Origin of the sequence: Williamsia phyllosphaerae (genome assembly GCF_014635305.1) — a bacterium.
GTDB lineage: Bacteria > Actinomycetota > Actinomycetes > Mycobacteriales > Mycobacteriaceae > Williamsia_A > Williamsia_A phyllosphaerae.
On sequence record NZ_BMCS01000002.1, the window covers coordinates 589288 to 602216 of the forward strand.

The 12929-nt window shown below is 69.3% G+C and carries 9 protein-coding genes; 2 read left to right on the forward strand and 7 right to left on the reverse strand.

The window, feature by feature from the left end; genetic code table 11:
- Nucleotides 1–73 precede the first annotated feature (73 nt).
- From IEV93_RS16620 to lysX, 4 genes are all read right to left on the reverse strand, one after another.
- Nucleotides 74–868 (reverse strand): DUF1295 domain-containing protein, encoded by a 795-nt coding sequence (locus IEV93_RS16620; RefSeq protein WP_188491699.1) that lies wholly within the window; start codon nucleotides 866–868, stop codon nucleotides 74–76.
- On the reverse strand, nucleotides 865–2172 hold the full coding sequence (locus IEV93_RS16625) for an SAM-dependent methyltransferase (protein ID WP_188491066.1): 1308 nt from the start codon (nucleotides 2170–2172) through the stop codon (nucleotides 865–867). The genes IEV93_RS16620 and IEV93_RS16625 overlap by 4 nt, the downstream gene beginning before the upstream one ends.
- On the reverse strand, nucleotides 2169–2855 hold the full coding sequence (locus IEV93_RS16630) for an alpha/beta hydrolase (protein WP_188491067.1): 687 nt from the start codon (nucleotides 2853–2855) through the stop codon (nucleotides 2169–2171). Before IEV93_RS16630 ends, IEV93_RS16625 begins: the two co-directional genes overlap by 4 nt.
- A 290-nt stretch (nucleotides 2856–3145) precedes the next feature.
- Complete coding sequence (gene lysX / locus IEV93_RS16635; RefSeq protein WP_229705249.1) at nucleotides 3146–6475, reverse strand: bifunctional lysylphosphatidylglycerol synthetase/lysine--tRNA ligase LysX; 3330 nt, start codon at nucleotides 6473–6475, stop codon at nucleotides 3146–3148.
- A 457-nt stretch (nucleotides 6476–6932) separates the two neighbouring features.
- Here lysX and IEV93_RS16640 point away from each other — a divergent pair, with 457 nt between their 5' ends.
- Entirely contained in the window at nucleotides 6933–9272 is a 2340-nt protein-coding gene (locus IEV93_RS16640; RefSeq protein WP_229705319.1) for an APC family permease, read from the forward strand.
- Nucleotides 9273–9399: 127 nt separating this feature from the next.
- On the opposite strand, the gene IEV93_RS16645 is transcribed toward IEV93_RS16640, so the two are convergent.
- Genes IEV93_RS16645 through IEV93_RS16655 form a run of 3 tightly spaced genes read right to left on the reverse strand, consistent with a single transcriptional unit; the run spans nucleotide 9400 to nucleotide 12190 of the window.
- The gene (locus IEV93_RS16645) at nucleotides 9400–10710 is read right to left on the reverse strand and encodes an NAD(P)/FAD-dependent oxidoreductase (RefSeq protein WP_188491069.1); all 1311 of its coding nucleotides are present in this window, start codon (nucleotides 10708–10710) and stop codon (nucleotides 9400–9402) included.
- Between the two features lie 41 nt (nucleotides 10711–10751).
- The gene (locus IEV93_RS16650) at nucleotides 10752–11261 is read right to left on the reverse strand and encodes an O-acetyl-ADP-ribose deacetylase (protein ID WP_188491070.1); all 510 of its coding nucleotides are present in this window, start codon (nucleotides 11259–11261) and stop codon (nucleotides 10752–10754) included.
- A 20-nt stretch (nucleotides 11262–11281) separates the two neighbouring features.
- Complete coding sequence (locus IEV93_RS16655) at nucleotides 11282–12190, reverse strand: ADP-ribosylglycohydrolase family protein (RefSeq protein WP_188491071.1); 909 nt, start codon at nucleotides 12188–12190, stop codon at nucleotides 11282–11284.
- Nucleotides 12191–12275: 85 nt separating this feature from the next.
- Between IEV93_RS16655 and IEV93_RS16660 the strand changes: the two genes are divergently transcribed.
- The gene (locus IEV93_RS16660; protein ID WP_188491072.1) at nucleotides 12276–12923 is read left to right on the forward strand and encodes an NUDIX hydrolase; all 648 of its coding nucleotides are present in this window, start codon (nucleotides 12276–12278) and stop codon (nucleotides 12921–12923) included.
- The last annotated feature ends 6 nt before the right edge of the window (nucleotides 12924–12929 follow it).

Below are 12929 nucleotides of genomic sequence, written 5' to 3' on the forward strand. Positions count from 1 at the left end.
CTGCTGCTGATCCGGGCATCCCGCCCATCCATCCGCGTCGAGTGGGCGGCTGCGGACGCCCAGTCGACGCGGGTCAGCTCTTCTTGGGCGGCAGCGGGATGAAGTAGCTGGTGCGCTGTTGGTATTCCTTGTATCCCGGGCGCTGCTCCATATGCCGTTCGAGCAGCCGGGCGCCGGTCGCGAACACGAGGAAGTAGGTCATCGCGATCGGGGACAGGAACGTCACGACGGTGGGCCAGAACGTCATGCACACGAGAAACGTGCCCCACCAGACGCAGGCATCGCCGAAGTAGTTGGGGTGCCGGGTGTATCGCCACAGCCCCTTGTCCATGACGGTGCCCTTGTTCGACGAATCGGCCTTGAACCGATCCATCTGCAGGTCGCCCACGGTCTCGAACGTGACGCCGACGATCCAGACGATCACACCGATCACCGCGAGGTACCAGAGCGTGCCGTGCGCGACCGCCGACACCTGCAGCGGAAGCGAGACGAACCACAGGGCGGGTCCCTGCGTCGCGTAGATCCGGGTGATCGCGGTCAGCGTGCGGTTGCCGCCCGCGTCGTCGAGGAGCTTCTCGTAGCGCGGGTCCTCGCCCTTGCCGCGCGAGCGTCGGAACATCGACGACGCCAGGCGCAGTCCCCACGCGCCGATGAGCACGAGCACGAGGAGTCGGCGCCACAGGTCGCCGTTGCCGAGCACCGCGGTGATCGCCGCGATCACGACGAAACCCAGGCCCCAGGTCACGTCGACGACGTTGTGTCTACCGATCGAGAAGCCGATGGCGGCGGTGATCGACAGCAGGATGATGATGCCCGCGAGACTCGCCGCGGACACCAGGACGAACTGGCTCCAGTCGAAGGTCATCAGAAGTTCCGCACCGGCGGCATCGACGACCGGCCGCGCAAGTTGGTGCGGACGGAGAGGATCTGGTCGACGCCCATCCGGCCGTCACGGAAGGCCATGCCGCCACCGACGAGATAGAGCCGCCAGACCCGGGCCGTCTCCTCGCCGACCATGGCGACGACGTCGTCCCATCGCTTCTCGAAGGTGTCGTACCAGACGTCGACGGTGCGGACGTAGTGCTCGCGCATCGCGTGGACGTCGCGGACCTCGAGTCCGGACTCCTCGATCATCGCGACGGTCTCGCCGACCGGACGCATGAACATGTCGGGGGCGATGAACTGCTCGATGAACGGTCCGCCTCCCGGGTTGTCGCCGTGCTTTCGCGACATCTGCTGGATGAGCACGCGTCCACCCTCGATGACGTTGTCGTGCAATGCCTTCGTGTAGGTCGGGTAGTTCTCCTGGCCGACGTGCTCGCCCATCTCGATCGAGGCGACGGCGTCGAACGGGCCGTCCGGGATCTCGCGGTAGTCCTGGATGCGGATCTCGACGCGGTCACCCAACCCGCGCTCGGCGATCCGCGCGTCGATGAACGCCTTCTGCTCCTTGGAGATGGTGACACCGGTGACCTGAGCGCCGTACTCACTGGCCGCGAACAGGCTCAGCGAGCCCCAGCCGCAGCCGACGTCGAGGAATCGCATGCCCGGGCGGGCGTCGAGTCCGATCTTGCGGCAGACCATGTCGAGCTTGTCGCGCTGCGCCTGCTCGAGGGTGTAATCCGGTGCGTCGGAGGTGAAGTAGGCACTCGAGTACGCCATGTTCGGGTCGAGCACCATCGAGTAGAAGTCGTTCGACAGGTCGTAGTGGTGGCTGATGGCGGCGCGGTCGCGGGCGAGGGTGTGCAGCTTGCCCTTGACCACGGCCTGCGATGCGGGGGCGGGCAGCGGCCGACCGAGGACGCCGAGCTTGGCGACCGCGCGGACCAGTTGTGCGACGCGGGCAGGGGTGATCTTGATGCGCGACAGGTTCCGCTCGGCGATCACCGTCCAGATGTGGGTCAGCGCCTCGTTGAGGTCACCCTCCACGTCGATCTCGCCGGTGACGTAGGCCTGCGCGGCACCGAGTTCGCCCGGGCTCCACAGCAGACGCCGCAGCGCGTCGGGGCTGCGCAGGGTGACGTGCGGCGCGTCGACCGGACCGGCGGTGCTGCCGTCCCAGGCGGTGAGGTGCACGGGGATCTCGCCGCCGACGTACGGCGCCAGCAGGTTCGCGACGGTGCCGGCGGCACCGGTCGTGGCCGGTGCGGGGGTGGTGTCGGTGATGCTCATCGTCGGTTCTCCTGTCGGGCCCGGTGCTCGGGGTGATCGTCTCGGCAGCGTTGCGCCATGGCGGTGATCGTCTTCACGACCTTGCGGGTCCACACCCACGGCCGCATCAGCATGAAGTGTCCGGCGAAGCTCATCGACGTCCAGGTGGCGTCGACACCGCGGTCGGCGGCGCGCTCGGTCGCCGCGCGCGAGATCCGCGGGCTGGTCCAGCGGTCCATCGTCCCGTGCAGCACCACGAGCTGCCGGCCGGGCCGGAAGGTGTCGGTCGCGCCCGGGTCCATCCACCACGGCGCGAGCGCCATGACCGCGCACACCGACGCGTCGTCGGCGACCGCAGCCGCGGTCCGTCCGCCCATCGAGTGCCCGAGCAGGATCACCGGGGTGTCGCCGAACCGCGTCCGGATCTCGTCGAGCGCCCAGCGTGCGTCGGCGACCGGACTCTCATCGGCACCGTTCCAGCCGCGCATCCGGTACTGCAGCATGACCACCGCGGTGTTCGGGACCTTTGTGGCGACGGCCCGCGCGAACGGTCGCATCCGGGCGGCGGAGAGGTGGTTGGTCTGCGCGGGCGCGGTGCTGCGGACCTTGCCGCCGTGCAGCACCAGGACCACCGCCGACGGGTCGGCCGGTGTCGCCACCCAGTGCAGGACAGGCGTGAGCGGCCCCGTGGTGTCAGAACTCATGAAGGTCATTCGACGCCGCGAGGGCCGCGGATCTCTTCGCCGGGCGTGTGGGTGGTCACCGGAGGTCGCATGTGTTCACGCTACCGACGACGACGGCGGGTGCCCTGGCTGCGTGCGCTGGTCCGGTTTCGAGCATCGCGAACCGCGGATTCGCACCCTTCGATGCTGTTCGCACCGCGCACGCAGGGTGCGAACGACGCGAGACGATGCGAACGGCTACCCGGGGTGCGAACGAACACCGTCTCCGACTCCCCCGTCCAGGCGTCTTTTGCTTGTCGACGTCAGCCGACTTACTGCTGCGGCCGCACGAACGGGAACGTGAGCGTGGGACGGATCGCGACACCGGAGAGCATCATGACCAGCCGGTCGACGCCGAGTCCGAGCCCGCCGGTCGGCGGCATGGCGTAGCCGAGGGCGTGCAGGAAGTCCTCGTCCAACGACATCGCCTCGGGGTCACCACCGGCGGCCTGCATCGACTGTCGGGTGAGCCGGTCGCGCTGGTCCACCGGGTCGGTGAGCTCGGAGTAGGCGGTTCCGAGCTCGGCGCCGAACCCGACGAGGTCCCACTGCTCGGTGAGTCGCGGATCCGAGCGATGCTTGCGAGCCAGGGGCGAGACCTCGATCGGGAAGTCGTAGTAGAACGTCGGGAACCGGGTCTGCTTCTCGACGAGGGCCTCGTAGAGCTCCATGACCATCTTTCCCGCGGACATCTCGGCGGTGGTGTCGATGCCGTGGCGGGCGCAGATCTCGGCGACGTCGGCGGCATTCGACGACGAGCTGACCGCCGACCCGCACGCCCGCGACACCGCCTCGTGGACGGTGATGATCGGCCAGGTGCCGTCGAGTTGCACGGTCTCGATCTCGCCGGACTCCCCCGGCTGCAACGCGATCGGTTCACCGTTGACGGCGACGGCCATCGCCAGGATAAGTTCGCGGGTCAGTTCCCGCATCGAGTTGTAGTCGCCGTAGGCCTGGTACGCCTCCAGCGAGGTGAACTCCGGGTTGTGGGTGGCGTCGGCGCCCTCGTTGCGGAAGTTGCGGTTCAGCTCGAAGATCGCGCCCATCCCGCTGACGCACAACCGTTTGAGGTAGAGCTCCGGCGCGATGCGCAGGTAGAGCTGCTGGTCGTAGGCGTTGATGTGGGTCTTGAACGGTCGCGCCGAGGCGCCGCCGTGCACGGTCTGCAGCATCGGCGTCTCGACCTCGAGGAACTGGTGCGCGTGCAGGGTGTCGCGCAGCGCGCGGACTCCACGGGAGCGTTTCTGCAGCAGGTCGACCGCCGATCGACTGGTGATGAGGTCGAGCGGCCGGTCGCGGACGCGGACGTCGTCGCTGAGTTCGGCGGTCAGCTGAGGCAGCGGGTTGAGGCACTTGCCCGCCATCTCCCAGGTCGCCACCGACACCGACAACTCGCCGCTGCGCGACCCGACCACCTCTCCGGTGACGCTGATCAGGTCACCGACATCGACGATCCGACGGAACCGATCGTGCTCACCGGGCCGCGCGGTGTCGGCGTCGGAAAGGATCTGGATGCGCGCGCCGTCGTCCTCTAGGAGGGCGAAGACCACGCCGCCGAGGTCGCGCACCGCACGGACCCGCCCCGCGATCGACACCGTGGTCGACGTCCTGGCCTCGGCCGCGAGGCCGCTGTGGGCGGCGACGATGTCGGCCACGCGATCGGTTCGCGGCACCGCGACCGGGTACGGCTCGTGCCCGGCGGCGCGAATGCCGTCGAGCTTCGTCCGCCGCGTGCGTTGCTGGTCGTTGAGCCGCGGTGGCGGGACCCGAGTGACCAGCAGGTCGCGCTCGAGCGCGTTGACGGCGTCGACGAAGCCAGTGTCGGTACGACGCGGCTGGGTGTCCGGGGTCTTGGAACCGACCAGGAACGTCGGCCCCATGTGCGGCAGGAATCCCTCCGCGACACCGACCGCGACCGCGGCCCGCATGACGGTGAGCGAGGGGTGGTAGCAGAGCATCCGCGGCAGCCACTCCGGGTGGTACTTCTGGTTCGACTTGTACAGCGTCTCCAGCTGGTAGAACTTCGACGCGAACCCGAGAACCGAGTCCACCGTTCGGGTGACCGGACCCGCCCCCTCCCGCTCCGCGTCGGAGAACACCGAGCGGAACACCGCGAAGTTCAGCGAGATCCGTCGGATGCCGAGATCACCCGCCGACTCGATGAGCCGGGAAACCAGGTACTCGTTGACGCCGTTCTCCGCGGCGCGGTCGCGGCGCATCAGGTCGAGCGACACCCCGCGCAACCCCCACGGGACGAACGACAGGAACGCCCGGATCTCACCGTCCTGGTCGTGTGCGGTGATGATCAGGCACCGACCGTCGGCCGGGTCGCCGACACGGTTGAGCGCCATCGAGAACCCGCGCTCGGTGTCCTCGCCGCGCCACTTGTCGGCGAGGTGCTCGATGTTCGCCAGCTCGTCCGGGCTCAGCTCGCCGTGCCGCTTGATCGTGGTGGTGTAGCCCGCCGCGGTGACGCGGTTGACGGCCTGGCGCACCGGCTTCATCGAGGCGCCGCGCAGGCTGAAGTCGTCGACGTCGATGATGGCCTCGTCGCCGATCGCGAGGACCTTGAGTCCGGCCGCGCGGTAGACCTTCGCGCCGGCCTCACTCGCCGCCAACACCGCCGCGTGCAGGCTGTGGGTGCGGCAGTTCGCGAGCCACGCCTGGACTGCGGGCAGCCATGACTCGGGCGCACCGATGGGGTCGGCGCTGGCGACGCTCACGCTGCCCACGGCCCGGAAGGTCACCGCGGCCCGGCCGTCCGGGGAGAAGACCACCGACTTGTCGCGGCGGGTGGCGAAGTAGCCCAGCGAGTCGTCCTCGCCGTTGCACAGCAGCAGTTCGCGGATGCGCAGTTCCTGCTCGGCGTCGGCGAACTCGTTGTCGCGGTTGGCCCGGTAGAGCACCATCAGCGCGAGGACCAGCGCCAGCGCCGACATCCACCCGGCCAGCACGTAGATCGGGTGGTGACCCTGGTGCCCTTGCAGCAGGGCGTCGCTCATCCCGGCGCGGTCACCGAAGGTCGACCGCAGCGCCCACTGCGCCTTCTCGTCCCAGCCCCGCAACGTGTGCGGGAAGGTGACGGTCAGCACGAACGTGATGACGAAGGACGCCGCCAGACCGCCGACGAGGACACCGAGTGCCGCGCGGACCGAGCGGTGGGCCAGCTCGGCGGTGAACGCCCGACGGGAGTAGACGAACGCGCCGAGGACGACGACGCCGACCACGAGCACCACCGACGCGGTCACCGGTGAGGTCGCGAACGCGTCGTAGTCGTTGTCGGTGTCGATGTCCTCGATGAAGGTGCTCAGCAGCACGAGGACGTCGTCGATGACGGCGAGCACCATCACCGCCAGCAACGCGGTGTGCGCGGCCTTGAACCGTCGGCGCACGGCACCGGCCAGCGCGAGCACGAGCAGGATCACGAAGATGCTGGGGTCGGCGGGCACGTTGAACGCGCCGACGAGGTCGGTGAGGGCGTCGACGAACCGGAAGTGGCGGAACGGGATCGCGATCAGCGACACCACCGCGGCAATGCCCAGGAGGCGACCGGACCAGAGGGCGATCCGCTCGGCTGCGACCTGTCCGCGTTGCCCGTTCACGATCCTTCGCGACGGCGGGCGACCATCGTCAGTCGAGTTGGCACGCTTGGGTTTTGCAACCACCGGGGCAGCGGACATAAACGTCGAGCCTAGCAGCACGAACTGGCCCCCGTGCCGACATCGATCTCGACACCCGAGGGGGCCGGAGGGCCCGGCGCACAGCGCGGCCGGCCGGGGGCCACGCGTCGTCGACGCCATCGGATCGACCGACAACACGCGCAGCCGTACGGGTCACCGCCACCGGCCCTGCCCCTGTCCGATTTGCCCTGTTGGCCAACGCCTTTGACGCGACTCCCGCTCCACCCGGCCGGATGCGTCCGTATGCTCGGATCCGGTCGACGACGACCGCCCACGCCGACCGGCGTGCGCCGACGAAGAGAGGGCGGCTGCGGTGTCCGAGGAATCGCTGGGCCGTTCACCGGGGCAGACGTCGCAACGCGCGGTCGCCGACGTCGAGTTGTCGCGCAATGTGCCGGAGTCGATCGGTTACGCGGCCAAGCGCCTCGTCCTCGGCAGGCCGATGATCACCGAGCAGCTCAAGAACGAGCGCCTGTCGAACCCGGTTGCCCTCGGGGTCCTCGCCCCCGACGCCATCTCGTCGACGGCGTACGGCAGCGAGCTCATCCTCGTCGAACTGCTCCCCTACGCCGGGCTCGCCGCGTTCTCCCTGCTGTTGCCGTTGACCGGGGTGATCCTGTGCATCCTGATCCTGGTCGCCGCGTCCTATCGCCAGGTGGTGATGGCCTACACCCGTGCCGGCGGGTCCTATGTCGTCGCGCGGGAGAACTTCGGGCCCCGGGTGGCGCAGATCGCGGCCGCGGCGTTGCTCATCGACTACGTGGTCACCGTGGCCGTGCAGGCGTCGGCGGGGACCGTGGCCGTGGTGTCGGCGGTCAAGGTGCTCGGTCCCTACAGCCTCGAGATCACCATCGGCGTCGTTGTCGTCATGTGCTGGGTGAACCTCCGCGGGTTGAAGGAGGCCGGGCGCCCGTTCGCGATGCCGACCTACTTCTTCACCGGGATGCTGCTGCTCATGATCGTGGTCGGCATCGTGCGCGAGGCGACCACGGGTCTGGCGAAGTACGTGCCGTCGGAGTTGCCGGGGACCGTCGCGGTGCACCAGGGCAACGGTCTGATCGCCGGGGCTACCCTGCTGATCCTGCTCCGCGCGTTCGCCAACGGCGGGTCGTCGCTCACCGGTGTCGAGGCCATCTCGAACACGGTCGGCTCGTTCCGCAAGCCGGAGGGCGCCAACGCCCGCACGGTACTGACGGTGATGGCGTGCATCCTCGGAATCCTGCTCACCGGTGTCGCCTGGTTGGCCTACGAGACCCATGCGACCCCATACGTCGACGGATATCCGTCGGTGCTCTCGGAGATCGCGCGACGCGTCTTCGGCGGCGGAGCGTTGGGCACCACCCTCTACGTGATGCTCCAGATCGCGACCGCGGCCATCCTCTTCACCGGGGCCAACACCAGCTTCAACGGCTTCCCGGCACTGGCCAACTTCGTTGCCGCCGATCGGTTCCTGCCCCGGCAACTCACCAAGCGTGGACACCGTCTCGTGTTCTCCAACGGCATTCTCGTGCTGGCCGTCCTCGCCATCGTGCTGCTGATCACGACCGGCGGCTCGGTCAACGCACTGATCCCGTTCTACGCGATCGGGGTGTTCACCGGATTCGCGATGGCCGGGTACGGGATGACCAAACACCACCTGACACACAAGGAATCAGGGTGGCGCCACAAGCTGTCGATCAACCTCGCCGCCGGTGTCGTCTCGACCGTGGTCGTCGCGATATTCGCCATCGCGAAGTTCACCGAGGGCGCCTGGTTGGTGGTCGTCGTGTTCCCGCTGTTGGTCTTCGGTCTGATCCGCCTGAACCGTGAGTACCGCGCCGAAGCAGCCATTCTCGAGGAGTTCCGGACCAACCGGCCCGAGCAGGTGAACTACGCCCGACACACCGCGTTCGTGCTCGTCAGTTCGGTCGATCTCGCGGTCCTCGAGGCGTTGCGGTACGGCCACGGTCTACGCGCCGACGAACTGACCGCCGTGCACCTGATGGTCGACGCGGCCCAGGCCGAGAAGCTGCGGGCGCGATGGGAGCACTACGACCTACGGACCCCGTTGAGGATCGTCGACTGCCCCGATCGGCGACTGACGCGCGGCGTGCAGCGCCTCGTCGTCGACGCGTTGGCCCGGGCACCGCGATCCCACGTGACGGTGCTGTTGCCGCGGCGCACCTACGCGCCGGTCCTCGGCCGGCTGCTGCACGATCGCAGCGCCGACAAGATCTCCCGTGCCGTCAGCGAGATCCCGCATGCCGCCGCGACGATCATCCCGTTCGATGTCCAGGCCGAGATCCGCAAGGCCTTCCCGGATGTCGTCGAGGAGAGGTTGACCCGAAAGATAGAGCAACTGCAGGCGCGGATCGCCCGCGACGACGACGCCGAGTTGCGCGACCACGCCGAACCGGAGAGCCCGGCATCGACGTTGGCGATCGGCGGGCTCATGGTGGGCCATCGCGGCACCGTCGAGGGCCGCGTGCGCAACACCTTCGACAAGGTGATCGACGACACGTCGGTACACATCGTGGAGGTCGAGGACGACAGCGGTCTCCTCCGATTGCGTTTCGCCGACGACGCCGGTTCCGACATCGTCGCCGGACAGCTGGTGCGGGCCAGCGGCAAGGCGCGCCAGGGTCGCAAGGGGGTCGTGATGGTCGACCCGTCCTACGAGATCGTCACCGACACCGACGGCACCGACCCGGCACCGGACCCCGCATCCGACCCCGACTGACCGAACGCCCCTCGTCCCCGGGCCATCCGCCGAGCGTGCCGAAACGACGTTCCCATCGTGCCGAAACGGCCCACCGGGTGCGCGGTCACGGCACGGTCGGCGGGTTGTTTCGGCACGTTCGGGGCGATCAGGGGTAGGGGCGACGCGCGGTGGCCGGGTCACCGAAGGTGATGGCCCGCTCGCCACGGCTCCCGGTACCCAGGGTCGACGCCCAGCCCGCGAGCGTCCACACCCGGTTGCGCCCACCGGCCAGGAAGGCGATGTGGATGAACCCCCATCCGACCCAGCCGAGGTACCCCGACAGGCGGATCGGGCCGGACTGCAGTAGCGCGTGGTGTCGCGAGATGTAGGCGGCGGTACCGAGATCGCGGTACTTGAAGGGTGCGTTCGCATCGCCCTTCTTCGCGACGTCCCGCTTGATCAGCGTGGCCGCGTGGTGCCCCGACTGCATCGCCACCTCGGCGACACCGGGCAGCTTGTCCAGACTCATCACGTCACCGACGGCGAAGATCTCGGGGTGGCCCGCGACGCGCAGATCGGGCCCGACGGGAATGGTTCCTCCGCGGGCGGGTTCGACGCCGGCGGCCGAGTTCACCGCCCCGGCGAACGGCACCGCCTCGACACCCGCGGTCCACAGCACGGTGTGCGTGTCGATCTGGACCGTCGCCTTGGTCTTCTTGTCGGTGGTGACCGCGTAGTCGGTCCCGACGTCGGTGACGTGCAGGCCCAGCCGGGTCTCGACACCGATCTTGTCCAGTGTCCGTTGCGCTTTCGCCGACAGGCTCGGGTGGAACGACTCCAGCACCCGCTCGCCACCGTGGACGAGGACGACGGTCGCCTCGGTGGGGTCGATGGTGTCGAACTCGCGGGCCAGCGACCGGATCGCCATCTCACGGATCTGACCGGCCAGTTCCACACCGGTGGGCCCGCCGCCGCTGATCACGAACGTCAGCCACGGCCGACGCAGGTCCGCGGTGGGCAGGGTCTCGGCGATCTCGAACGAGGAGATGATCTTGCGACGGATGGCCAGCGCGTCGTCGACCGACTTCATCCCCGGCGCGAACTCCTCGAACGCCTCGTTGCCGTGGTACGACTGCCGCGCCCCGCCGGCCATGATCAGGTAGTCGTAGCTCAGGTCGAACGACGATCCGTCGAACCGGCGGGCGCGGACCGTCTTCGCCTCGGCGTCGATGTCGGTGGCCTCGCCGAGCAGGACGGAGATGTTGCGCTGTTTGCGCAGCAGATGCCGCAGCGGACTGCAGATGTCGCCTTCGGAGAGCAGTCCGGTCGCGCACTGGTAGAGCAGCGGCTGGAAGACGTGACTCGTGCCGCGGTCGATGAGCGTCACCGACACCGCCGCCCTGCGCAGCTTGCGCGCGGCGAACAAACCGGCGAACCCGCCGCCGATGATCAGTACGTGGGGGCGTTGGTCAGGCATGAGCCAATACTGCCTCACCCGATCCCGACCCCATCAACACCTCAGCCCACCGCGGCCCGCGTGAGCCGCGCGATGTCGGCCGAGTAGGCCACCAGGGTGACCAGGTCGACCGAGACCTCGGCGTCCTTGATCGCGCGGACCTGTTGCGCGACAGCGTCGTCGACCGGCCACCCGTAGGCGCCGCCGGAGACCAGCGGGAAGGCGATGGAGTCCGCGCCCAACGACCGCGCCAGCAGCAGACACCGCGAATAGGCCAGTCGCAGGATCTGCGAGCGGTCCTCGTGCCGGGACCACCGCGGTCCGACGGTGTGGATGACCCACCGCGCAGGGAGCCGCCCGGCCGTCGTGGCGACCGCGGCCCCCACGTCGAGCCCGTCGGGCAGGGTGACGGCGCGGATCAGTTCGCATTCGCGAAGGATGTCCGGTCCGCCGGCCCGGTGGATGGCGCCGTCCACCCCGCCCCCGCCGAGCAGCGTGCGGTTGGCGGCGTTGACGATGACGTCGCTGCGCACGGCGGTGATGTCGCCCTGCGTCACATCGATGATGGTCATGGTGGTCCCCTCTCGTGGGATCAGTTGCCGGTGATGCGGGCGGCGAGTGCCGCGAGGTCGGATGCGGTGCGCCCGGGATAGCCGTGCAGCATGTCCCGCCACCGGTCGGGCACGGCGGACGCGCCCGCGCACGCGCCGAGCAACCCGCCGGCGATGGCCGCGGTGGTGTCGGTGTCGTTGCCGGCGCGTACGCACAGTTCCAGCCCGCGCGGCAGGTCGCCGTCGGCCGCGCAGATCGCCCACCAGGCGGTCTGCAGGGCGTGTACCACCCAGCCGTTGTTCGGGAAGTCGGCGGGCGAGCCGTACTGCGCCATGTCCAGCAGGGGTTCCCAGTACGTCCGCGTGTGCGCGGGCGCATCCGTGACCCACTGTCGGAGTCCGTCACGAGAGCCGGTGCGGATGCCGTGCGCGATCGCCGCCGACCACATCTGGCAGGCCTCGCGGGCACGGTCGTCGGAGTGGGTGAGGTCGCTGATCGCGGCGGCCGCATCCGCGCAGGCGATGTCGTCGTCGAGGAACGCGAGCGCGACGGGCGCGGTCCGCATCAGCGACCCGTTGCCGCCGGTCCGCCCGGCGATCGACGCGGCGCGCGCCGCCATCGGCACCGCCGTGCGGTCCCGTCCCGACAGCACGCTGCGCGTCTGGTTGCCGATGTCGGGTGGGCTCGTTCCGTACCAGTCGGCGAAGGCCGCGGCGATGGCGTCGAGATCGACCCGCCCTGGCGACAATCCGGCCGCCACCCCCATGGCCATCGACGTGTCGTCGGTCCACTCCCCCGGCGCCCAGTCGAACGGGCCACCGCCGATCATGTCGATGACGACGTCGTCGGCGGGATAGGTGAACTCGTACCCGGCACCGAGGGCGTCGCCCGCAGCCGATCCGAGCAGTGCTCCGGCAGCGCGGTCGCGCTGTGCGGCGTTCAGGATCATGTGATCTCCCCTCGTCCGGCCGACTGGCGACCATTAGCTCACTTCCGCGCTAAAGGTTAGCGCATGTTTGCGCTAAAGTGCAACCGTGGTGTGGACCGACGCACAGGGGCGAGCCCTGACCGATCATCCGCGGCCCTCGGTCGCGGTCGACGTGGCCGTGCTGACGGTCCTCGACGGCGGTCTGCGAGTGCTCGTCGTGGACGGCCCGTTCGGTCGCGCGTTGCCCGGGACCTTCCTGCATCCCGGGGAGCGGCTCGCCGACGCGGCCGCCCGGGCGTTGCTCGACAAGGCGGGGGTCGGCGACCTCGCGTTCCATCAACTCGGGCTCTACGACGACCCCGCTCGCGACGACCGCGGGTGGGTGCTGTCGATGGCCCACGGATCGGCCTCACCGGCGCACGGGCTGCCCCCGACCGCCGACCTGGTCGAGGTCGTCGACGGCCGGGCCGCGCAGCCACTCGCCTTCGACCACGACGACATGGTCGCCGCGGCTGTGCTCGACCTGCGTGCGCGCTACGCCGAGGACGCCGACCCCGACGGTCTCCTCGACGACCGGTTCACGCTGCTCGAACTGCGCCGCGTCCACGAGGCCGTCGCCGGGCAGCAACTGCCCAAGGACACCTTCCGACGGCGGATGCTCGCCCACGTCGAGGGCACCGGAGAACTCGTGACCGCAGACGCGGGCCGACCCGCCGAGCTGTTCCGACACATCGGGCGGTCCGCGACCCCCTGACCGGCC

Excerpts from the sequence above, each read along its gene's own strand:
- IEV93_RS16625 (WP_188491066.1), bottom strand. The coding sequence starts at position 2,172 with ATGAGCATCACCGACACCACCCCCGCACCGGCCACGACCGGTGCCGCC.
- IEV93_RS16630 (WP_188491067.1), bottom strand. The coding sequence starts at position 2,855 with ATGAGTTCTGACACCACGGGGCCGCTCACGCCTGTCCTGCACTGGGTG.
- IEV93_RS16645 (WP_188491069.1), bottom strand. The coding sequence starts at position 10,710 with ATGCCTGACCAACGCCCCCACGTACTGATCATCGGCGGCGGGTTCGCC.
- IEV93_RS16650 (WP_188491070.1), bottom strand. The coding sequence starts at position 11,261 with ATGACCATCATCGATGTGACGCAGGGCGACATCACCGCCGTGCGCAGC.
- IEV93_RS16655 (WP_188491071.1), bottom strand. The coding sequence starts at position 12,190 with ATGATCCTGAACGCCGCACAGCGCGACCGCGCTGCCGGAGCACTGCTC.